Source organism: Roseburia sp. OF03-24 (assembly GCF_003463035.1).
Lineage (GTDB): Bacteria > Bacillota > Clostridia > Lachnospirales > Lachnospiraceae > Roseburia > Roseburia rectibacter.
The window spans coordinates 117,336-141,116 of record NZ_QSCK01000006.1 but is presented as its reverse complement, the minus strand read 5'-3'; the positions used below and the strand labels follow the sequence as shown (position 1 = coordinate 141,116).

The following is a 23,781-nucleotide window of genomic DNA, read 5'->3' as shown; positions in this document are numbered from 1 at the left end:
AGCATATTTTCATTCGTGCGAATATCAAAAATCCACACCTACGCCCCCCGATTTTGAGATGAACCGCCCACCCAAATGGTATTTCATAACCTGGAGGCTGGCATCTTGCGCAAAGCCGAAGCTGATTTTGTGACTTTGGGAGAAAATTAGAAAATCTTGGTGTGCCTGTCTATACATAGTGATGTTCTGCCACGGATGGCAGAACAAGGCAGCATCGAGTCATGGATGACTCGTTGTTGCCGGTCACGTCACTCCGAGAAAATCTAATTCAGGCATACCTAGACTTTTCTTATTTTCGTACAACGGAACAAAAATTACTCCGGCTTTGCGCAAGATGCCACTCACAAGCCTACGATACACCATTTGGGGAGATGATTTATTTCATAAACAAACCAGCATTTGTCAGAAAGGCTATCAGATCGTTGTATTCACACCATTAACGGCAGCATGCTCGTCCTCATCCATTGGAATGACAAGGCATTTCTGACCGTCGATAACCTGAGAGTGGATCTGATCGACTTTTTCCGGTTTGACGCGCAGAATGACATCATAGGTTTTGACTGCCGGGACATCGTCCTCATCAGATTCTCCGACTGGAAGGGCACGTGTTTCTTCTAACTGTTGTTTCAGATTTTCAACCTGTTGTACCAGTTCTAATTTTTCTTTACGTTTTGCATTTGCTTCTACCAGTTTTGGATCTACCAGGTGTTCTGCAACAGGGACTTCTTCACCAAATACATTTTCATAAGTCTGCTCGATCACGGCAGCCTGTTCTTCCGTGACACCGCTCTCGGCGAGAACAGATGAGATCGTGCTTTTTGTAACAGGAACCGGTTCCGGTTCTGGTTCATCTTCTAAAGCGACAGGGATCAGGTCATTTAAATTATCCTGAATATCCATGAAGATAGCATCGCTTTCATCATCATCTTCCCCGATAACTTCTTTTACAATGCTCTGGAAAGTAAGTTTCTGTTCGGTAGCAGTAAATTTAGAACCGCAGCCGAGACCGGATTCCATAAATTCAGAGTGAGGTGTCTTGGTATCTCTGGTGTAAAACATGACAGAGTGGATATCAGTACTTCGGTCAGTAAATGCAGGAAATACAAACCCGGTATCCGGTGCGCCTACTACCCAGTCACGGATACGCGGACCGATACGGTTTTCATCCTCACGGTAGCCAAGCCCCGGTTTTGTCAGGTTGACCGGACAGATCGCGCAGAGCAGGTATTCGTAAACTTCCTCCGATTCGTCTAATTTATTATTGTCTGATGTTTTTGTCATGACGTCATAGGCATCATGGAATACAAGGATCAGATAATTTCCCACGTAGTCGTAACTGTCGATGACGAGATCATAAAATGCATCCATCAGATCATCATTTTTTAAGGCACTCTCGCGCAGTCCCATCAAAAACTGCTGCCTGCCGCCGGCGGCTTCCTCCGCAGTCGGAAATTCCAGCTCTAAAAGGTTATTCCTGATCGTGCCGGACATTACTTTTTTGGCGATCTCTAAGTATTTGTAAAATTCTTCATCTTCCAGATTTAAAAATGTCTCTCCAAAGGAAGTTACCTTATTGTGGTCGGCATCCACGTAACAGCCGCACAGTCTTGTGAAAGTGCAGGCATCCTTTTTGAACCGTCGTTTTAATTCTAAAATATCTTTTTTGTTCATAAATATTATATCTCCGTTTCTGTGGGGATGCCATACAAAAGATAGCGCAGGCTGTTTCATGTCCCCGTAATCTGCAAGAGATATTATAACGATATTTTAAAACTGGTGCAAGGGGTTATGATTTCATGTCACGGACAACGGCGTGCTCCATTAACCAGTCACACCATACTGCATAGTATTTTCCGAGGGGATGCGCATTATCATTGCTGTACTGTGTGTCGAGATTGCCGTTTGCATCGTCAAAAAGTTCATTGATGTCCAGATAATAAATGGTCCGGTGATCGGCTAATGTCGCAATTTTTTGATTAAAGGCATTGATATTGGCATTATTGAATGTCTTATCCGAGTCTGAGCGCTGTGCAGTCACATGAAGATTTGCTTCCACATAAATGATCGCATCCGGCTGCATGGTTTGCAGAAAATTTACAAACGACGCATATTTTTCAAATGTCTGTGTGACATCGTAGCCAAGTTCATTAATGCCGAGCATCAGATATATTTTATGATAGGTATGGCTGGCTAAAAGATCAGAGATACTGACCTTTCCGATACCGTCCACCATAATTTTTTTGTTTTCCAGATCATAGATACTGAGACCCGAATCACAATAAAAGGTGGCATTGCCCAACGTACCATATTCTTTTAATCCGACGGTGCGGGAATCACCGATCATTAAAGCGTCATCGAAATAATCTGCATCAACAGTGGTCATTTCTGTCATCGGAACTTCTGTGTCCGGGATATCCTGCCGGTCTGTATTGTCAGATGGCGCACCGGAAGTGTCCGATGGTATCGTGGTGTCCTGTTTTTGTGTGGCGGAGACAGAAGACACGGACAAGGACGTATTTTTGGCTGCATTTATGTTTAACGTTACATATAAGTAAATGAGTGGAATCAAAAGGCAGCTTATCAAAAAGAAAAAATAAAACAATATGGCAGATATTTTTTTTCGCATAGTGTTCCTTCGTTAAAATCTGAAATATAAAAATGGGTCATTAGAGCCAACGTAAATACAGTAAACAGAAGACCAGAAAATTGCCAGATAGACAAAAATTTCTGGCACAGAGCCCCTGATTTTTTTTAAAAGGCGGACCGGAAGCCTTGTAGAAAAAAGGAAGCCGGCAGGGATGATAAAGCGGAAATCATTTAAATTTTTCCAGAAATCATTCACATAAATAATGGCATCATCGGCGGAAAAAAATGGAAATAATTTCCGGATGTAGACTTCAATACTGCCGGGATCACTGATTCCAAAAAGCATCCACGACAATGGGATCAGAACTGCCATATAAAGATGTCCGGCCAGCGCGTATCGGTCCGTCAATTTTTTTAACAGCAGTTTTTCTGTCAATACAATGACGAACAGGGAAAATCCCCACAGAATAAAATGAAATTCTGTGCCATGCCAGATTCCGGTAAGTATCCACACGACAAGCAGGTTGCGGATCCATTTGCAGATGCCTGTGCGGTTGCCGCCAAGTGGAATATAGATGTAGGTCTGAAACCATTGTCCCAGTGTAATATGCCAGCGCCGCCAGAATTCTGTCATGCTTGTGGAAAGATAGGGGTGCTTAAAGTTTATGGGAAGATTAAAACCAAGCATTCTGCCCAGACCTGCTGCCATCAGGGAATAACCATAAAAATCAAAGTAAATCTGGAAAGAATATGCATAGATTCCAAGCCATGCAAGCGGTGTGGAGATACTTTCATATCCGATCGTGCCAACATTTGCCCACAGACTGCCAAACTGATTCGCCAGAATCGCTTTTAAGCCAAGTCCCCGGATAAAAAGTTTCATACCCTCCGCAAGATTTTCGGGCAGAAAGCGTCTTGCGCTGTGAAGCTGCCTGCGCAGCATCTCATACGGGGTAATTGGTCCGGAAATTAATTTTGGGAACATGCTGATGTAAGTACCGAATGTCACAAAATCCCGTTCCGGTAAAATACGTCCGTAATAGATATCAAAAAGATATGCAGTCAGCTGGAACGTATAAAAACTGATTCCGAGCGGCAGAGATAAATGTCTGGAATATTTAAACAAAAACAACCATAAAAAATCGAAAAAAATAACTTTTGTCAAAAAGAGTCTCTTTTTTCTTGAATTGTGTATCTGATAAAGGCAGATTCCAAACACATAATTGAGATAGGTCAGAACCATTAATAGAAACAGTGCATATGGCTGTTTGATCACCCCGATTGCATAAAACAATACGCTCCCTGCAAAGAGCGTATTGTTTCTGAAAGCAGCAGGTGTGACATAATAGGCAAACAGAAATAATGGCAAAAAAATAAAAATAAAGTTGAGACTGCTGAATACCATGCCAGAATCCTTTACTACATAGACATTTCTTATTTTAAAATATCGGCGATCGCATCGTGTGGGATCGTAAATTCTACAACACCCATAGACATTGGACCGACATCGCCCTCGTTGAAGCTGATGACGAGATTTCCGTCAGCATTAACATAGAAGGAAGTATCATCGTTAATGGAGGTAAAGTTCCATTCAGGAACTTCTGTATCATCCAGCCAGTAGGAGACATTTTCGTCGGCATCCATCTGCCCTCGCATCTGTGATTTGATGTTTTCGCTGATCGGGGTGATATAGTCAGATCCCTCTTTAAAAAGATCTTTTAACGCAAGGCGTTCCCCGGTCTTTAAATCAATCGTGTAATAATAATCCATCTCATAACCGCTGCCGGCAGCCTGATAACACATCAGTTTTAAGGTAAAATAGTCGTCAGTTGTGTTGATGACCTCATGTTTGATCATGACATCCTGATAACCTTCGTTGTTCATATTCTGTTTGAACTCTGCGATCAGGCTGTCACTGATCTTTTCAATCTCTGCATTGATCTCATCGGTTGATTTCTTTAAATTTTCCCCAACCGGGTCTTCCGTTGTATTTTCAGTGGAAGCGACAGTTTCCGGTACTAGTTTTGGAACATTGACATCGGCGTTGTTTTTGTCACTGCTGTACTGGTAATCGCGGAATGTGACGACCTCGATCAGATTTCCAAGCAGCGGGATCTGTTCCATCGCATAGGCGACACGCGGTGAAGTATTTGGCAGGATGACAAACGCTGCGATCGCTGCAGCAGCGCCAACCCAGATTCTTGTGATAATGGTTTTATTGTGTTTGTTCTTCTTCTCGGCTTTCGCCTGATTCATTTTTTCTTTCATTTTTATGACCTCCTTTTCAGGCATTTGCGAGGTGTCATAGGATTTTTTTAATTCATAAAAATCATTTGTGTTCATTCGGTTACCTCCATTTTCAGTTTTAACTTCTGCATACTGCGGTACAGACGGCTTTTTATGGTATTGACATTTTCATTTAAGACGCGGGCGATATCTTCGATTTTTAAGTCCTCGAAATACCGAAGTTCCACGATCGCCTTATCCTCCGGGGACAAAGAATCAAGCGCAGTTCTAAGATCTAAGTCCTGATACTGGTCCGGTTTTCCCTCTGCGATCAGTGAATCCTCGTAAGAAATGGTATCCGGCCGCTTTAAATGATGAAAAATCTCATTTAACATGATGCGGTAAATCCAGGTCGCCGCATATTCCGGCTGCCTTAGGGAAGCACTGTTTTTGATCGCCAGATAGGCTCCGTTTTGTACAATGTCACTTGCATCGTCGGGATTATGTACATAGCTGTATGCAAGATGATAGTAGCGGTTGTAATTTTCAAGCAGTAATCGTTCAATGAGTTCGTCATTGGATTCTGCAGTAAGTTTTTTTTCTTTTCCGGAAAAGAATTTCAAGATCAGATCCTCCTTTGCAAATATTTGATTCTTTCGAATCATCTGACTATTAGATACAGCATAGTCATAAAAAGTTTCAAATACAATGCAAAATATCAAAAAGGTATGGTATAATGTGCGTAAGCATTGAGCAGTGCCAACGAAGTGAACAATAAAAAATGACTGCTTGCAGGCACTTTTTTATTGTTTGCTTCGTTGATAGGGCGAAAGCCCGACAGTCCGGAAAATCTCTGATTTTTCGGACGTGCACTGCGGACAGGAGTGCAGCCAAATGATAAAAAATGACTGCTTGCAGGCACTTTTTAAGAAATAATGGAGACACACAACAATGGACATAAGATTAGCAACAATAAATGATATAGATGCGATCACGGAAATGGAGAGACAGTGCTTTCCACCGGAAGAAGCAGCAGAAAAAGACTCTTTTGAGAAAAGACTGACCGTATTTCCGAATCATTTTTGGTTACTGGAGGACTCTGGAAAAATAGTGAGCATGATCAATGGAATGACGACCAATATTCCGATTTTGCGGGATGAGATGTTTGAGGATGCCACGATGCACATGGAAGATGGGCAGTGGCAGATGATCTTTGGAGTGGCAACGCTGCCGGCATATCAGAAGATGGGATGTGCGTCAAAGCTCATGGAGCATGTGGTTGAGGACGTGAAAGCACAGGGACGCAAAGGAATTGTTTTGACATGTAAAGAAAGTCTTATTCCATTTTATGAGAAATTTGGTTATATTAATGAAGGAAAGTCCATGTCAAAACATGGGGGAGCCGTGTGGTATGATATGCGGCTGGTGTTTGAAGAATTATAGAGAAAAGGAATTAATATAGAGATGAAGAAACACAGATTGCCGTATATGGTTGCAGGGGCAGTGCTGTTTGCTGCACTTTTTACCGGATGCACCAATGAGCGTTTAGAGGACGAACTGGATTTCCGCAAGATCGGGATCAACAGTATGCAGTCCGGTGACTATGAGGGGGCAGTTGCAGCTTTTAACAGTGCACTTTCCCAGTGTGTAGGTAAGATCACAGATACCGAGTTAGATATCTGTTACTACAAGGCAGCGGCACAGTATGCCGGAGGAGATATTGAGGGAGCACTTGCAACTTACCAGGCGATGATCGATTATGATGGGAAGAATGGAAATGCCTATTACCTGCATGGATGTCTGAGTTTAAAACAGCAGGATACAGATACAGCAAAAAAAGATTTTGCAAATGCAGTGAAATATAACCCGGATGATTATGAATTGTATGTTGGGATTTATGAGAACCTTGCCGCTAATAATATGACTGACGAAGGGGAAGAGTATTTAAACAGGGCTTTTGATATCAAAGGCAATTCTGCAGAAAATCTGACCTGGCGAGGCAGGATTTATTATCTTCTTGGTCAGTATGCAAATGCAGTTAAAGAGTTAGAAGAAGCAGTGAAAAAAGACAGTGCCAAGGCAAATCTCTATCTTGCACAGGTCTATGAAGCTGAGGAAGATTCTGCGAATGCAGAGAAGTATTATCAGGCATATGTGGACAGTGGTACGGCTGATTCGATTGCAATGAATGCACTTGCCGAGATCCAGATGGGAAAAGGCAACTATGAGGCAGCTTTAGAGGATATCAGACAGGGACTTGCGATGGATAATGTTACGAACCAGCAGGAACTTCTGTCAAATCAGATCATTGCTTATGAATATAGTGGAGATTTTACATCCGCATGGGATGTTGTCCAGCAGTATGTTTCGCTTTATCCGGATGATGAGGCGGCACAGAGAGAATATATTTTCTTAAAGAATCGTCAGAGTACGGATGAGAGCAGTAACACAGAATCTACAGAGGAAAGTGCTGCAGGAGATAGTTCCACAGCAGATAGCCCAGCAGAGAATGTCACAGGAGATAGTTCCACAGCAGATGGCTCAGCAGAAAATGCCACAGGAGATAGTTCCGCAGAGGATAGTTCTTCACAGGATACGGGAAGTCAGAATTAAAAACAGCAAGGGAGGAACAAATGCCAGAACCCATTAAAATAGAAGAGGTAAAAGAACGCGTCATCTTAGTAGGTGTCAGTGAACAGGAGGGAGACGATGCGGAGGATTCTGTTGCAGAGTTAGCAGAACTCGTTAAGACTGCCGGAGCGGTTACCGTTGGAACTCTGATCCAGAAACGCGAACTGATCCATCCGGGCTCCTATGTCGGAACCGGAAAAGTTCAGGAGATCGCAGACATGATCGCAGAGCTGGGGGCAACAGGTATTGTCTGTGATGATGAGCTGTCACCGGCACAGCTTAAAAACTTAGAGCAGATGTTAGACACGAAGGTCATGGACCGGACACTTATTATTCTTGATATTTTTGCGGCGCGGGCGACAACAAGTGAAGGAAAGATCCAGGTTGAGTTAGCGCAGTTAAAATACAGACTCAGCCGTCTGACCGGACTTGGCAGGTCAATGTCAAGGCTTGGTGGTGGTATCGGTACAAGAGGACCGGGTGAGAAAAAGTTAGAGATGGACAGGCGTCTGATCAAAGACCGCATCGCCCAGTTGAACCGCGAATTAAAAGAAGTGCGTAAACACCGCGAGATCACGCGTGCCCAGAGAGAAAAGAAACAGATACCTGTGGCTGCGATTGTCGGATACACCAATGCAGGAAAGTCAACACTGTTAAATCACTTAACAGGCGCGGGCGTGTTAGAGGAAGATAAGCTGTTTGCTACCTTAGATCCGACAACGCGTGTATTAGAGCTGCCGGGCAGGCAGGAAATCCTTCTGACAGATACGGTTGGTTTTATCCGGAAGCTGCCACATCATCTGATCGAAGCGTTTAAGAGTACTTTAGAGGAAGCAAAATATGCGGACTATATTCTGCATGTGGTGGATGCCTCCAATCCACAGCGCGATAAGCAGATGCATATCGTGTATGACACACTTTACCAGCTCGATATCAAAGAAAAAACGATCATAACGCTGTTTAACAAACAGGATCAGGTAACAGACGGGGAACCGTTACGTGATTTTAAGGCGGATCATACATTAGCGATCTCTGCGAAAGAGGAAACCGGTTTAGAGGAGTTAAAAGAGCTTTTCTGCACGTTACTGCGTGATAATAAGATATTGGTGGAGCGCACGATCGCTTATCAGGATGCGGGAATTTTGCAGCAGATCAGGAAAAGCGGGGAACTTTTAGAAGAAGAGTACCGGCCGGAGGGCATTTTTATCCGCGCCTATGTCACGCCGGAAATCTATGGCAGTTTATAGAGGCTTTGTGTTTACGAAGATTTTTGCATATGGTACACTGATATAAAATTTGACAGAATACAGACAAAATTTTGCACAGAAGCGATGAAAGCGTGCTTCGGAATGGAGAAATTATGACAATATTAATTCAAAATGGACAGGTGATCAATCCTGCCACAGGGATGAATGAAGTTGCAGATGTATTGGTGGAAAATGGTGTTGTTTCTAAGATTGCAAAAGGGATCAAAGAGAAAGCAGACCGGAAGATCAATGCAAAGGGATGTTTTGTCATGCCGGGATTTATTGACATGCATGTGCATCTGCGTGATCCGGGATTTGAGGAAAAGGAAACGATCGAAACAGGCTGCCGCGCAGCAGCACACGGTGGATATACAACGATTCTTGCAATGCCGAACACCAAACCGGTTGTTGACAATCCGGATGTTGTAAATTATGTGCATAATAAGGCAAAAACGGTCGGACTTGTAAATGTATTACAGGTGGGTGCCGTGACAAAGAACCAGGAAGGAAAAGAACTTGCGGATATTGAGGGAATGGTGAAGGCTGGAATCCCTGCAATCAGTGAGGACGGAAAATCCGTCATGAATGCCCAGTTATACCGCGAGGCGATGGAAAAAGCTGCAAAATTGGGCATTGTGGTACTTGCACATTGTGAGGATAAAAATCTTGTCAATGGCGGTGTCATGAATGAGGATGAGCATGCAAGAGAGCTTGGATTAAAGGGAATCACCAATTCCGTAGAAGATATCATTGTTGCAAGAGATATCATGCTAAGCCACGACACCGGTGCAAAACTTCATTTATGTCATTGCTCGACGGAAGATTCCGTCATGATGGTCGATCTTGCAAAGCAGAAGAATGTAAAAGTTACCGCAGAAGTATGCCCGCATCATTTTACACTGACTTCGGATGATATACGCAAGATCGCACCGGAAATGGATGTGGAAAAGAATGTGATTGCTGCGGATGCGGATGCAGATACCAATTTCAAGATGAATCCTCCGCTTCGTACCAAAAAAGACGTGGAGGCATTAAGAGCCGGACTTCGTGACAATATTATGGATGTTATTTCTACCGATCATGCACCGCATACATTTGCAGATAAAAATACATCCATGAAAAATGCACCGTTTGGAATCGTAGGTCTTGAGACGGCTGCATGCCTGACTTATACAGAGCTTGTACTTGGCGGTTATCTGACACCAATGCAGATGGCAGAAAAAATGAGCTACAATCCGGCAAAGATCGTTGGAATCGATAAGGGTGATATTGCACCGGGAAAGACAGCAGATATTGTGATCTTTGATCCAAATGAGACTTATAAGATTGATAAAAATAAATTTGCCAGCAAAGGAAGAAATACACCGTTTGACGGCAGAACCGTGACCGGAAAAGTAAAAATGACGATCGTTGGCGGTCACATTGTATATGAAGAATAAGAAAAGCGGTTAATAAAAGGAGAAAATTCATGCAGACAAAGGGTACAAAATTTGAGGAAACTGCGATCATCATCAGGCAGGAAGAGATCGCGGATGACATTTACAGCATGTGGCTTCGCACAGAGAATATCGCAGCACATGCAAAGGCAGGACAGTTTGTTTCTGTTTACTGTAATGAGGGAAGCAGACTGCTTCCAAGACCGATCAGTATCTGTGAGATCGACAGAAAAGACGGCGCCATCCGTCTGGTATACCGTGTGGCAGGAAAGGGAACCGCAGAATTTTCCGGTATGCGTACCGGTATGCAGTTAAAAGTGGTTGGCCCGCTTGGAAACGGATTTCCGAAGAAAAATAAAAAAGCATTTTTAATCGGCGGCGGAATCGGAATTCCACCAATGTTAGAACTCGCAAAAGAGTTAGACTGCGAGAAAAAGATCGTGCTTGGATTCAGGGATGAACTGTTTTTATTAGAGGATTTCCGGAATCGCGGACAGATCTATATTGCAACGGAGGATGGCAGTGCCGGAACGGAAGGAAATGTCCTGGATGCGATCCGTGAGAATGGATTAGACGCAGATATCATCTATGCCTGTGGACCGACACCGATGCTTCGTGCGATCAAAGAATACGCGGCAGAGCAGAATATCGAATGTTGGATTTCCATGGAAGAGCGTATGGCATGTGGAATCGGTGCCTGCCTTGCCTGTGTGTGCAAGTCAAAAGAAAAAGATGCACACAGTAATGTGAAAAATAAGAGAATCTGTAAAGAGGGACCGGTATTTCTTGCACAGGAGGTAGAATTCTGATGAACATGAAAGTTGATTTATGTGGAGTGACATTAAATAATCCGGTCATGACTGCGTCCGGAACGTTTGGCGCCGGAGAAGAATATTCTGAGTTCGTGGATTTGAACTGTCTTGGTGCTGTTGTGACAAAAGGTGTTGCAAATGTGCCATGGGAGGGAAATCCGACACCACGTGTGGCAGAAGTGTATGGCGGTATGTTAAATGCGATCGGACTTCAGAATCCGGGTATCGATCTTTTTATCGAGCGTGATATTCCGTTTTTAAAAAAATATGATACCAGAATTGTTGTCAATGTATGTGGACACACAACTGCGGAATATGTTGAAGTTGTAGACAGACTTGCCGATCAGCCGGTCGATCTGTTAGAGATCAATATTTCCTGTCCGAATGTAAAAGAGGGTGGTATCGCATTTGGGCAGAATCCGAAAATGGTGGAGGATATTACAAGAGAGATCAAGGCACATGCAAAGCAGCCGGTCATCATGAAACTTTCTCCGAATGTAACAGATATCACTGAGATGGCACGTGCGGCAGAGGCTGGCGGTGCAGATGGTTTATCTTTGATCAATACATTGACAGGTATGAAGATTGATATTCACAGACGTACATTTGCATTAGCGAACAGAACAGGCGGTATGTCGGGTCCTGCAGTGCATCCGGTTGCAGTCCGCATGGTATACCAGACTGCGCAGGCAGTGAATATCCCGATCGTTGGTATGGGAGGCATCATGAATGCGGATGATGCGATCGAGATGATCCTTGCAGGTGCAACAGCAGTGTCTGTTGGAACGGCAAACTTTACCAATCCGCAGGTCACTATGGAGATCGTTGACGGAATCCGCGATTATATGGAGCGTTATCAGGTAAAAGATATCAAAGAACTCGTAGGTGCAGTACACGATAGATAAATCACAGGGGAATGTAAGTTATGAAAATATTAAAAAAAATCATTTGTATCTGTCTCGTTGCAATCCTGGCAGCAGGGCTTTTTCCCGGTGCACAGACAACAGTTATGGCGGCTGGAAAACCGGTACAGTTAGTATCCTGTAAAGTAAATTCAGTTGGAAGCAAGGTAACGGTAAAAGCAAAAGTTGCCGGAATACAGAAAGGAATGGGAAAAAAACTTTACCTGTTTTCGGTAGATGCCAATGTAAAAGAAAATGCAAAACTTGCCGGAAAACCGGTGGCTTCCGCTAACTTTAAAAAAGGTACTGTCACATTTTCTGTAAAATATAAGAGCAGCATGCTTTGCCAGAAATTTGTGGCTGCATACAAAAAAGGAAAAAAATATATAGCAGTCAGTGGTGCACAGTATATTACAAATCCGGAGGCACTGGCATCCTACACCGGTACCGGTGTTAAGACAACGTCTAAAAAAGGACTGCAGCCGGACTGGGCAGATCACACGTCGGTAAAGAAACTCCGTACGCAGCATGTTGTCTTAAACTGGTCAATCGAAGAAATTTTAAATAAAGACTGCGGAAACAAAGAAGTATATAAATACCGCGGGAAAAAATACACATTTGACAGGGATCGTGTAAACTGGCTGCAGGATCAGGTCAGACAGTATATTGATGATGGTTCAAAAGTATATGTGATTCTTCTGCTTGGAAAAGATGCAAAAGGTCAGGCGGGCAAAATGAGCTATGGCGGTGGAAAAATATTTTCTTCCATTAAGACAACATCAGCAGCAGGATGCCGTACCTGGGAAGCATTTATGAGTTACATGGCAGAAAAGTTTGGAAATGAACAGCATTTGGTGTCCGGATGGATCTTAGGAAATGAGGTTGACAGCCCTTATGACTGGAACTATGCGGGCGGAAAAAGTTTAAGTGCGTATATGGATGATTATGCGCGGGCATTCCGCATTGCATATAATGCCACAAAGAGTGTCAGCAGCCATTCAAAGGTATATATCAGCCTTGATTATAACTGGAATCAGGATGTCGATGGAGGCGGGAACAGCTTTTTCTCGACGAAGAATACACTGGACACATTTTATTCGAAACTGAAAGCGCAGGGTAAGATCTGTCCAAACATTGCATATCATGCATATTCACAGGGTCTTGTGGAGCCAAAATTCTGGGATGACTCTTTAGCAGGCAGTGGAGTGGATTCTACGATCATCACTATGAAAAACATTTCTGTTCTTACAGAATATGTGAAAAAGAAGATCGGAAAAGATGCGACGATTATGCTCGCAGAGCAGGCGTTCAATTCGACACAGGGAGAAGAGCTGCAGGCAGCAACATATGCGTATGCTTACTATATCAGCGAAGGCAATAAGATGATCGAATCCTTTATCTATGCGAGAGATACCGAACCGCAGTCGGATGTGGATCAGGGCTTTTACTGGGGACTTCGCGATAGCAATGGCAGAGAGCGTAAAATATATAATACATTTAAAGTGATCGATTCAAAGGAGTCTTTGGATAAGACGAAGAATCTTCTCTCCTATACAGACTTAAGTTCATGGACACAGATTCCTGGAATTAAAAAGTCTACTTTTAAAAATAACCGTTCCATCAAAAACAAATGGCCGCTAGTACAGTCAACCAGCCTGTATGTGTGTCTTGCGGACGATAACTGGCAGAGAGAGACAACTTATGTCTACGACGGAAAGAAACATAAACCTGCAGTAACGGTAAAACGTAATTATACCGGAAAGATGGTTCCAAAAAAGAATTATTCCGTAAAATATCTGACAGACTGCAGGAGTATCGGAGTGCATCGTATTCAGATTAAATTAAAAGGTGATTTCCGCGGAACGATCATCCGGGAGTTTACGATCGCACCGCAGAATGCAATGCTGAATGATCTGGTGATGACGTCAAATTCTGCTACGGTAAGCTGGAATGTACCAAAGAAGACCAAAGAGCAGATTACCGGTTATATGATCCAGTATACGGATGGAGAAGGTGGTTTTTATTCGACACCGGAAAAAGATATCCATCTGATCAAGATCAAAAACAGCAATAAATTAAAATATACGATCAAGGGACTTACCAAGGGCAAACGCTATTTTGTAAGAATAACGACCTATAAAACAGTTATGGCAGATGGCAAACCAAAAGATATCATTGCCGGATGGGGATATGATGATATCAAATATGATTATGCCACAGATCCGGTCGTGCCGGAACCGGATACAGAAGAGGATACCTTAGAATAAGCGATTGAGGTAATGTGAAATACGATGCCGGAATTAAGATTTATAATAGCAGACAGACTCCCGGAGCGGGAACTGGATTATTTAAAACAGAATATCAGACCGGAGTCGGATCTGAAACTGGTGGTAACAGGGAAAGAAAATGCCAGTCTTATGACAGAGCTTTCGCTGTTTCCACCGGAAGAGTGTGTGCTCATCTCTACAGATGGGCACATTATTTCTAATATGGATAAAAAAGGAATGGCGGCGTTAGGATTCATCGGCACGGATAAATCAGAAGATGTCAGTGATGATGGTGCGGAGAAAAGGCCATGCAGTATGACACAGAATGAGACAGCAGACTATGGAATGCAGGATGCTGTCATGTTAGTGGAAGGACTTGAGGAAGTAGATGAAACCTTTCTGATCCGTGCATTTAAACGCAAACATGGAATGCCGTGGACGATCATTACGACAGAACGCTGTATTGTGCGGGAGATCACACTGGATGATTTAGACGGCCTGTTTGCACTGTATGCCGGGGAGGGAATGACGGAATATTTAGACCCGCTGTATGAATACGAAAAGGAAAAAGAGTATCAGCGGTCGTATATTAACTATATGTACCGCCTTTATGGGTACGGCATGTGGGTCGTGATCGAAAAGGCGACGGGAAAACTGATCGGGCGGGTCGGGATCGAGAATCGTGAGGCGTGTGACGGTGAGCCGGAACTTGGATATATGATCGACGTATCGTATCAGAGAAAAGGATATGCAACAGAGGTCTGTCTTGCTGTGATCGGTTACGCATGGAATTTTCTTGAATTCGATAAATTAAACTGTCTGATCCAGAAAGGAAATAAAGCATCGGAATGTCTGGCAGAAAAACTGGGATTTATGTTCCGGGAGGAAATGGATCTGGACGGAAAATGCATGAAACGCTATACCATAAGCAAAAGCGGGGCATGATATCATCAATAAACGTTGCATTTTCCATAAAAATAAAATATAATATAAACTACTAAAAAAGGGATAAAGTGGGTGAGGCACATGGCGGATTTTTCATCAGAATCACTGGATCTGCAAAAAAAAGTAAAAGAAGAGGACGATAACATCAAGCCGATGAAAGAGTTTGAGAGTCCGGAAAAACTATATGACGAACTGATCGCCAGCGTGCGAAAGTATCATCCATCGACAGATATATCGCTGATCGAGAAAGCATATCATGTTGCGAGGGATGCACATGAGGGACAGGCAAGAAAGTCCGGCGAGCCATATATCATCCATCCATTGTGTGTTGCGATTATTTTAGCGGAGTTAGAGCTGGATAAGGAGACGATCGTTGCAGGACTTTTACATGATGTTGTGGAAGATACTGTTATGACGGATGAACAGATTGCACAGGAGTTTGGAGATGAGGTTGCTCTTCTGGTAGATGGTGTTACCAAATTAGGACAGCTCTCTTATGATGCGGATAAAGTGGAGGTTCAGGCAGAGAATCTTCGTAAGATGTTCCTTGCAATGGCAAAGGATATCCGTGTTATCCTGATCAAGCTTGCGGATCGTCTTCACAATATGCGTACGCTCAAATACATGACACCTGAGAAGCAGAAGGAAAAAGCGCGTGAAACGATGGATATTTACGCACCAATCGCACAGCGTCTTGGTATTTCCAAGATCAAGATCGAGCTGGACGATCTCTCACTCAAGTATTTAGAGCCGGATGCCTATTATGATCTGGTACATCAGATCGCACAGCGCAAGAGTGTCAGGGACGAATATGTACAGAAACTGGTGGAAGAAGTGCGTCAGCACATCAAAGATGCAGGAATTCCTGCACAGGTTGACGGACGTGCAAAACATTTCTTCAGTATTTACAAAAAAATGGTCAATCAGCACAAGACATTAGACCAGATTTATGATCTGTTTGCCATCCGCATCATCGTGGATTCCGTCAAGGACTGTTATGCAGCACTCGGTGTGATTCATGAGATGTATAAGCCGATTCCGGGACGGTTTAAAGACTACATTGCGATGCCTAAGCCGAACATGTACCAGTCACTCCATACGACTCTGATCGGACCGACCGGTCAGCCGTTTGAGATACAGATCCGTACCTTTGAGATGCATCGTACGGCTGAATATGGTATCGCTGCCCATTGGAAGTACAAAGAGGCAAGTAACAATGGCGGTGTGTCACAGCCAATGACCGTTACCGAAGAGGAAAAGCTGAGCTGGCTCCGTCAGATCTTAGAGTGGCAGCGCGACATGTCAGATAATAAAGAGTTCATGAGCCTGCTAAAGAGCGATCTTGACCTGTTTTCCGATACGGTATTCTGTTTTACACCGACCGGAGATGTCAAGAATCTTCCGACTGGTTCCACGCCGATCGACTTTGCTTACAGTATTCATTCCGCGGTCGGCAATAAGATGATCGGTGCAAAAGTCAACGGAAAACTGGTTCCAATCGACTACATCATCCAGAACGGTGACCGTGTGGAAGTAATCACTTCCCAGAATTCAAAGGGACCGAGCCGTGACTGGTTAAATATTGTAAAAAGCACCCAGGCGAAAAATAAGATCAATCAGTGGTTCCGCAGTGAGTTAAAAGAAGAAAATATTACACACGGCAAGGAACTTTTGATCGCATCGGCAAAATCCAAGGGAATCAATTTCCCGGATATCAATAAGCCGGAATATCAGGAGAAAATTTTAAGAAAATATGGTTTCCATGACTGGAATTCCTGCCTTGCAACGATCGGACATGGTGGTTTAAAAGAAGGTCAGATCGTAAACCGCATGTATGAGGAATACAAAAAAGACCATCTTGCGTGTATCACGGATGATGAAGTGCTTGAGACCATTGCCGAGAATAAAGATAAGGTCGTACAGAAACATTCCAAGAGCGGTATCATCGTAAAAGGACTTTATGATGTGGCAGTGCATTTTTCAAAGTGCTGCAGTCCGGTACCGGGAGACGAGATCGTTGGATTTGTAACCAGAGGCCGAGGTGTTTCCATCCATAGAACAGACTGTATCAACATTATCAATCTGTCTGATATGGAGCGTGAGCGTCTGATCGATGCAGAGTGGCAGCATGATGAAGAGTCCGGTAGCAGTGGCCTGTACCGTGCAGAGATCAAGATCTACGGCAATAACCGAACCGGTCTTCTCGTGGATATCACAAAGGTATTTACAGAGCGTGAGATCGATATTGATTCGATTCACTCCAAAACAAGCAAGCAGGGAATTGCAACAATCGATGTATCTTTCAGCACGAAGGGCAGGGAAGAACTTACAAGCGTTGTGGAGAGACTGCGGCAGATCGAGAGTATCATTGATATAGAGAGAACGACGGGCTAAAAGAACTGGTTGTCAGAAGGTTGTGGGAAACATGAACCGCATCCAGATGGGCAGCCAGTTTTTCTGTAAAGAAAAAGATTTTGTCAGACAGGAAAGGGGAAAATATGGCACCACTGAAAGTAGAACAATATGTAGTTGGTCCGGTACAGACAAACTGTTATTTTGCGATCAACGATGACACAAAAGAAGTACTGGTTATCGATCCGGGGGCAAGTGCAGATCAACTTGCCAAGAAGATTCGTCAGGAAAAGCTGACACCGATCGCAATTTTGCTGACACATGGACATTTTGACCATGCGGGTGGAGCGGAGGAACTTGCAAAACATTTTGATATCAAAATATATGCCGAGGAGCATGAAAAAGAGACCTTAGATACGCCGTCTCTCAATTTAAGCGGCTGGGAAGGTGTACAAAAGACCTATCATGCGGATGTATTTTTGAAGAATGAGCAGGAGATCGACCTTGCCGGTTTTCATATCCGTGTATTCCATACACCGGGACATACGGTGGGTGGCTGCTGCTATTATTTCCCGTATCAGAATGTAGTTTTTTCCGGGGACACCCTATTTTGCACATCGGTGGGACGCACCGATTTCCCAAAGGGCAGTGCAGCACAGATCATCCGCTCCATTAAGGAGAAACTTCTGCCGCTTCCGGATGAAACGACCGTGTACACCGGACACAATGATATTACAACGATTGGGACAGAGCGGATGTATAATCCGTATCTGTAAGTGAGAGGTTTTGGGATGATAGAAGTTTTATTAAATAAACCGGAATTTGAATATGATATTCATTCTCTGATCAAGGCATTTTTCCCGGAACAGTATGTGGGTGTGTCGGCAGAAAAAAAAGAATATGATGAAAAAATCGATATCCGCATGCAGGTAAACTACGGGGAAGATACGATTCAGATCACATGGCAGGAGATCGTGCATGCAAATGAGGATGCGCAGGCAAATGAAAAACCGGGTCAGGAAGAAGTAAAAGAGATACCGGATGAGACAATTCAGGTAGATTTTTCGGATCGCGTGCGGACGAAAAATCAGCTGAAGCAGATGCTGTACCGTATGCTCTGTGATTATACGAAACGAACACTTCCATGGGGAAACCTGACCGGAATCCGTCCAACGAAGATTCCTATGAAATTGCTGGAGGAAGGAAAAAGCCGGGAGGAGATCTACCGGTATATGAAGGATACCTATTTTGCTTCCGATGAGAAGATTGAACTTGCAACCGATATTGCAGAACGAGAAAATGCGATCTTAAAGAAAATTGATTATGACAACGGATACAGTCTTTATATCGGAATCCCGTTCTGTCCGACGACCTGCCTGTACTGCTCGTTTACATCATATCCGCTTGTAAGCTGGAAGAACCGTGTGGATGCTTATTTAGATGCACTGGAAAAAGAGATTGATTATACGGCGGCAAAGTTTTATCACAAGCATTTAAATTCCATTTATATCGGTGGCGGAACGCCGACAACATTAGAGCCTTATCAGTTAGACCGTCTGATCCGTAAAATTAAATGTAGTTTTGATTTGTCAGACTGCCTTGAGTTTACTGTGGAAGCCGGCAGACCGGACAGCATCACAAGAGAAAAATTAGAGGTGCTGCGCAAATGGGGAATCACACGAATTTCCATCAATCCGCAGACCATGCAGCAGAGAACGCTCGACCTGATCGGAAGGCGCCATTCGGTAGAACAGACTGTGGAAAGTTTTAAGATCGCAAGAGAACTTGGATTTGATGATATTAATATGGATCTCATTATGGGACTGCCGGAAGAATCTTTAGAGGATGTACGCGATACATTAGAGCAGATCATGCAGTTAAAACCGGACAATCTGACTGTTCACTCTCTGGCACTAAAACGCGCGGCGCGCTTAAATATGTTCAAGGAAGACTATAAAGATTATAAGATGGTCAACACGCAGGAACATATGGACCTGACCGCTTCCTATGCGAAGAAGATGGACCTGTTCCCTTATTATCTGTACCGCCAGAAGGGAATGGCGGGAAACCTTGAGAATGTCGGTTATGCGAAAGAAGGAAAAGCGGGAGTTTATAATATTCTGATCATGGAAGAGAAACAGACCATCGTAGCTTGCGGAGCCGGAGCTTCCACAAAACGTGTCTGGACAGAACCAAATCCGGATGGCACACATCGGATCGAACGATGCGAGAATGTCAAGGATGTCGGGCAGTATATCGAGAGAATTGATGAGATGATTGAGCGGAAGCAGAAACTTTTTGCAGAAGAATAAAAGGGTTTTTCTTCCTGAAATAGTACATCAAAAAATTGGTCAGTGAACGACCATATAAACGCAAATTGAGACATGGAGAAGCGGTAAGGATGATTATAAATGGTGAATGTGGAGCGTTTTCTATGAAACTGATTCAATGCTTTCTGGCTGCTGCTATGCAAAAAGAGTGGGTGCAGAAAGTAGAAACGGATACGGAAGCGTAATAGGATGCAACCTGGGTAATGGGAAAACAGAGAAATAGTATCTTATCATTTTTTTTATGAAATTGGATGAGATTCTGCCTATATAATACGATTCTACCATTAAGGGGTGTACTTTTTGGGACAAAATAGATACTATAATTCTGAAAGGGGGAAGTATTTATGGACCTTGTGAAAATCGGAAGCTATATTGCAGAAAAAAGAAAAAAACTTGGTATGACTCAAAAACAGCTTGTTGAGAAACTGGGTAAGAGTGATAAGTCAGTTTCCAAATGGGAACGTGGTGTTTGAGTTATAATAGGACCAAGTTAGATGAAACCCAGTAAAATCAAGGGGTTATGCCTAATTTAGTCCTTATTTTTATACCATTTTAGCGGTAAAGATAGGGCAGCGCTGCAATATTAAACCGAAAATCCAAGTCAGTATCACAGATGTCCGCAATCAGTCTGAGAGTGAATCTGTGTGCTTAGATTAGGTACAATTTTATATCAAAAACATTTAGTGAGGACTAAATTAGCACTTGAGATGGAATACTCCATCAGCTGGTTTGGTCCTCTTTTTATTTGAGAGGAGTGGTCGAATGGGCAAGGTGTTAATTTGGTTCGTAATCATTATTAGTATAGTGGTTCTTTACTGTCTTATGAAAGTTAAGGCAGAGAGTGATGAACTGTATGAGGAATTAATGAAAAAACATTTTTATGGCAGGTCTGATGATATTCCTGCATCTGACAAAACCGAGCACTTGAAAGGGTGTGGGTAATTATATGAAATTTTGCAAAACAATAATGCAGACAATACAGAAAAGGAGTGAAAGGAACATGAATAACAAGTTAGAAGTAATCGGCATTGATCATGGCTGGTCAATGATGAAAACAATCTCTCAGGTATTTGTCACAGGAGTTAAGGAGATTACAACAACTCCGGCACTTTTCGGCGATGTACTTGAGTATGAAGGAAAGTTGACGAAGAAAACAAGGTGTACATTATCTATCAGATCACGGAGATACAGAGTGACTTGGGATTCTCTAAGAAAAAAGCAATGGATTATCTCACAGAATTGGAGAAAATCGGACTGATTGAAAAGAAAAAGAGAGGCTTTGGATTGCCGAACATTATATATGTTAAGAGCTTTATGGCACATCAGAGTAGTCAAAGAAGTAATGAAATGGGAACTTCACAGGAAAAAGATGTGGTACATAGAAGTATCGAAATGGGAACTCCTGAGGTGCCGAAACAGATACCTCAGAAGTGCCCAAAAACGGACTGCAAGAGGTTCCCAAAACGGTACCGCTATATAATAAGACTTATATGAATTATAATAATCAGAGTAATATCACATCGAATCATATCAAATCAGATGGCGATAGGATTCGATGTGATCAAAAAGAACAGACAATCAATGCTTATGCTGAACTGGTAAAGAAAAATATTGATTTTGATGTTTTACTGCATACATATAGCAGAGAGCAGGATCTGGTAGAAGAAATATATCAGTTGATTCTGGAGACCGTTCAAACTGAAAAGGATATGATACGGATCGCCGGCGAATATTATCCGGCAGGCTTTGTGAAGGGAAAATTACTGAAACTGAATTATTCGCATATCGAGTATGTGCTGGAGTGCATGGATAAAAATACTACGAAAGTCAGAAACATAAAACAATATTTGCTGGCTGCTTTATTTAATGCACCATCAACGATTGGAAGTTATTATAAAGCAGCGGTAAATCACGACATGCCACAGTACGCAAACTGAAGGAGGTACTTATGATTGTTTTAAGAATGGCAGGAAAAATTTTATTGTTACCGGTGTGGTTATTATTAGCCACTGCCCATTTACTGGTAAAGATCGTAGTTGAAATCTACTGCATCGGCAAAGGGATTGTCAATCTCATTCTGGGTTTTATGCTGATTGGAACACTGCTCTGGTACAGACAATGGGAGCGGTTTGCTTTACTTGCAGTTGCCAGTGGTATCTTGCTGTTCTTTCTGTGGATCGGAGTGTTTATGGAAGTTATACTGGAATCAGCACAACACAAAATTGGAAAATGGATTATTAAGTGAGGAAACTATTATGGAAAAAGAATATATTCAGCTACCAGCATTAAAAAGAGATCTGGATCCAGATGTTGTAAAGGTTTTATGGGCGTTTATTCAATTACCTGAGGAATACCAAGCACGCTATCAGGAGCAATATGAATTGTTAAATCAGAGGAAAGAAGAAGCAGACAGGCAATTACAGGAGAATATCGAAAAGATTGATGCAGACGCAATTCATTTATATGAAGAAACCATGCGGAGCATGATTCGTGATATTGTTCAGCAATCCTGTAACTTAGCTTGTTGGGTTCGTTATCATAAATATGATTTGGAAGAATCTCTGGAGGAGATGATAGACCAGCAGCCACATGCTGCAAAATATATTATTGCAATGAATATACTTATGGATGACGCAGAGGGAAGCGAAAGTCCATTTGAGGGAAACAGTTTTATGACATCATAATTAAGGAAATCACAATCAATAGTGGAGCTGTCGGTAAATAACGTTTTTTACATATTTCCCGACAGCCCCATTCTTTTTCTTCTGTCTTTATATGCCAGAAACAGAATCGTCAGAAACGTAACTGTCTCCGCTGCAAGAAGAGAGATCCAGATTCCATTTAATCCGAATAATTTCGCAAGTATAACTGCGCAGATAACAATAGCAACAATTCCTCTCAGGAATGATCCCACAATCGCGATTTTCGGTTCATCTACTGCTGAGAAATATGCCACCAGTACAACATTGATTCCTGCAACTATAAATCCAAGGAAATACAGACGCAGTCCTGTATGTGCATAATTCAATAACTGAACATTGTTTTCACTGTTGAAAATGCTGATTAGCGGGTCAGTTGCTGTCCAGATGATCAATTGGATCAATGCTTCTACTGCAAGACATACGAGCAGGCTCCATTTCAGAAGTTTTTTTACCTGAGTAGGCTGACCTTTTCCGTAGCTTTCACTGATCAGAGGCTGTGCTCCCTGGGCCAGACCGTTGAAGATTGCAAATGCCACGATAGAAAGGTTTGCCACAACTCCATAGGCTGCTACACCTACATTTCCTGCAATTCCCAGGATCAGGAAGTTAAATACAATAGCGATCACACCGGAAGACAGTTCACCGACGAATGCGGAAACTCCTAGCTGACAGCAGGAAATCAGGTGTCTGAATGACGGTTTTTTCCAATGGAATCCTACATGGTTTCTGCTGCTTCTGTAGTGTATGGTACAGACGCTCATTGTTACGATCGGACAGATTGCAGTAGCCAGTCCGGCTCCGGAAAATCCCAGACCGACTGGGAACATGAATATATAATCAAATATAATGTTAAAGATACTTCCACTGATGGAACCGATCATTGCAATAGAAGGCGCCCCATCGTTTCTGGCAAATGCAGTAAATGTATAATTTGACATGAAGAATGGTGTTGCGATCAGAATAATTCTCACATAGTTTCGTCCAAGTCCGATCAGTCCGGCATCTGCACCCAGCAAAGCCAATGCTTTGTCCGGAATAAAAATTCCGATCAGCATAAATGGAACAGCAACCAGTATGCTCCAGGTTACTGACTGTACGAAATAATGTTCTGTATTTTCTCCTTTTGCCCTGCTTATGGCATACCTGGTAGCGGAACCAATCCCGATCATAGCCCCAATCGCATAGATCAGTCCATAAACCGGCAGGATCAAATTGAGAACTGCCAGTCCGTCAGCACCGGAATATACAGATATAAGGAAAGTATCTGCCAGAACATAAACGGAAATCCCGATCATTCCGGCAACACTCTGGGTTACATATTTAGTGAATCTTTTCAGCATAATTC

The 23,781-nt window shown here is 42.9% G+C and carries 21 protein-coding genes and 2 pseudogenes; 17 read left to right on the top strand and 6 right to left on the bottom strand.

Translation table 11 applies throughout. The features are described 5' to 3' along the window. Positions 1-414: 414 nt before the first annotated feature. From DXA60_RS04555 to DXA60_RS04535, 5 genes are all read right to left on the bottom strand, one after another. Positions 415-1,671 carry a DUF4317 domain-containing protein gene (locus DXA60_RS04555; RefSeq protein ID WP_117919878.1) on the bottom strand — a complete coding sequence of 419 codons (1,257 nt, stop codon included), beginning with the start codon at positions 1,669-1,671 and terminating at the stop codon, positions 415-417. A 115-nt stretch (positions 1,672-1,786) separates the two neighbouring features. Then, positions 1,787-2,626, bottom strand: coding sequence for a GDSL-type esterase/lipase family protein (locus tag DXA60_RS04550; RefSeq protein ID WP_117919876.1), 840 nt, complete (start codon positions 2,624-2,626; stop codon positions 1,787-1,789). Between the two features lie 12 nt (positions 2,627-2,638). Next, the gene (locus DXA60_RS04545; RefSeq protein ID WP_117919874.1) at positions 2,639-3,991 is read right to left on the bottom strand and encodes an MBOAT family O-acyltransferase; all 1,353 of its coding nucleotides are present in this window, start codon (positions 3,989-3,991) and stop codon (positions 2,639-2,641) included. A 29-nt stretch (positions 3,992-4,020) separates the two neighbouring features. Beyond that, on the bottom strand, positions 4,021-4,854 hold the full coding sequence (locus tag DXA60_RS04540; RefSeq protein ID WP_243006752.1) for an RsiV family protein: 834 nt from the start codon (positions 4,852-4,854) through the stop codon (positions 4,021-4,023). 71 nt (positions 4,855-4,925) lie between these two features. Further along, positions 4,926-5,435 carry an RNA polymerase sigma factor gene (locus DXA60_RS04535; RefSeq protein ID WP_330414640.1) on the bottom strand — a complete coding sequence of 170 codons (510 nt, stop codon included), beginning with the start codon at positions 5,433-5,435 and terminating at the stop codon, positions 4,926-4,928. Positions 5,436-5,763: 328 nt separating this feature from the next. Here DXA60_RS04535 and DXA60_RS04530 point away from each other — a divergent pair, with 328 nt between their 5' ends. From DXA60_RS04530 to DXA60_RS04440, 17 genes and pseudogenes are all read left to right on the top strand, one after another. Further along, complete coding sequence (locus DXA60_RS04530) at positions 5,764-6,255, top strand: GNAT family N-acetyltransferase (RefSeq protein WP_117919870.1); 492 nt, start codon at positions 5,764-5,766, stop codon at positions 6,253-6,255. Between the two features lie 21 nt (positions 6,256-6,276). Beyond that, positions 6,277-7,425, top strand: a complete 1,149-nt coding sequence (locus DXA60_RS04525; RefSeq protein ID WP_117919868.1) for a tetratricopeptide repeat protein — start codon at positions 6,277-6,279, stop codon at positions 7,423-7,425. A gap of 20 nt (positions 7,426-7,445) precedes the next feature. After that, positions 7,446-8,690: a GTPase HflX gene (gene hflX / locus DXA60_RS04520; RefSeq protein ID WP_117919866.1), complete on the top strand. Its 1,245-nt coding sequence runs from the start codon at positions 7,446-7,448 to the stop codon at positions 8,688-8,690. Between the two features lie 113 nt (positions 8,691-8,803). Next, positions 8,804-10,129, top strand: a complete 1,326-nt coding sequence (locus tag DXA60_RS04515; protein WP_117919864.1) for a dihydroorotase — start codon at positions 8,804-8,806, stop codon at positions 10,127-10,129. 29 nt (positions 10,130-10,158) lie between these two features. Next, positions 10,159-10,935 (top strand): dihydroorotate dehydrogenase electron transfer subunit, encoded by a 777-nt coding sequence (locus tag DXA60_RS04510; RefSeq protein ID WP_117919862.1) that lies wholly within the window; start codon positions 10,159-10,161, stop codon positions 10,933-10,935. Next, entirely contained in the window at positions 10,935-11,843 is a 909-nt protein-coding gene (locus DXA60_RS04505; protein ID WP_117919860.1) for a dihydroorotate dehydrogenase, read from the top strand. Before DXA60_RS04510 ends, DXA60_RS04505 begins: the two co-directional genes overlap by 1 nt. Before the next feature lie 20 nt (positions 11,844-11,863). Then, the gene (locus DXA60_RS04500; protein ID WP_117919858.1) at positions 11,864-14,107 is read left to right on the top strand and encodes a DUF5722 domain-containing protein; all 2,244 of its coding nucleotides are present in this window, start codon (positions 11,864-11,866) and stop codon (positions 14,105-14,107) included. A gap of 24 nt (positions 14,108-14,131) precedes the next feature. Further along, a complete protein-coding gene (locus tag DXA60_RS04495) occupies positions 14,132-15,052 on the top strand; it encodes a GNAT family N-acetyltransferase (RefSeq protein WP_117919856.1) in 921 nt (306 codons plus the stop codon). Between the two features lie 81 nt (positions 15,053-15,133). Further along, entirely contained in the window at positions 15,134-17,446 is a 2,313-nt protein-coding gene (locus DXA60_RS04490; protein ID WP_015521218.1) for a RelA/SpoT family protein, read from the top strand. Between the two features lie 104 nt (positions 17,447-17,550). Continuing rightward, the gene (locus tag DXA60_RS04485; protein ID WP_117919854.1) at positions 17,551-18,180 is read left to right on the top strand and encodes an MBL fold metallo-hydrolase; all 630 of its coding nucleotides are present in this window, start codon (positions 17,551-17,553) and stop codon (positions 18,178-18,180) included. A gap of 15 nt (positions 18,181-18,195) precedes the next feature. Then, the gene (gene hemZ, locus DXA60_RS04480; RefSeq protein ID WP_117919852.1) at positions 18,196-19,716 is read left to right on the top strand and encodes a coproporphyrinogen dehydrogenase HemZ; all 1,521 of its coding nucleotides are present in this window, start codon (positions 18,196-18,198) and stop codon (positions 19,714-19,716) included. Between the two features lie 362 nt (positions 19,717-20,078). Further along, positions 20,079-20,204, top strand: a pseudogene (locus tag DXA60_RS04470) (helix-turn-helix domain-containing protein); the annotation flags it as partial. Positions 20,205-20,496: 292 nt separating this feature from the next. Continuing rightward, positions 20,497-20,676 (top strand): hypothetical protein, encoded by a 180-nt coding sequence (locus DXA60_RS04465; protein ID WP_117919850.1) that lies wholly within the window; start codon positions 20,497-20,499, stop codon positions 20,674-20,676. 58 nt (positions 20,677-20,734) lie between these two features. Continuing rightward, positions 20,735-20,884: pseudogene (locus tag DXA60_RS19720) on the top strand (ParM/StbA family protein); the annotation flags it as partial. 340 nt (positions 20,885-21,224) lie between these two features. Further along, positions 21,225-21,671: a DUF6017 domain-containing protein gene (locus DXA60_RS04450; RefSeq protein ID WP_117919846.1), complete on the top strand. Its 447-nt coding sequence runs from the start codon at positions 21,225-21,227 to the stop codon at positions 21,669-21,671. 11 nt (positions 21,672-21,682) lie between these two features. After that, positions 21,683-21,979, top strand: coding sequence for a hypothetical protein (locus tag DXA60_RS04445; protein WP_055066640.1), 297 nt, complete (start codon positions 21,683-21,685; stop codon positions 21,977-21,979). 10 nt (positions 21,980-21,989) lie between these two features. Beyond that, positions 21,990-22,418, top strand: a complete 429-nt coding sequence (locus DXA60_RS04440; protein ID WP_117919844.1) for a hypothetical protein — start codon at positions 21,990-21,992, stop codon at positions 22,416-22,418. Positions 22,419-22,465: 47 nt separating this feature from the next. On the opposite strand, the gene DXA60_RS04435 is transcribed toward DXA60_RS04440, so the two are convergent. Continuing rightward, positions 22,466-23,776: an MATE family efflux transporter gene (locus DXA60_RS04435; protein WP_117919842.1), complete on the bottom strand. Its 1,311-nt coding sequence runs from the start codon at positions 23,774-23,776 to the stop codon at positions 22,466-22,468. Positions 23,777-23,781 lie beyond the last annotated feature (5 nt).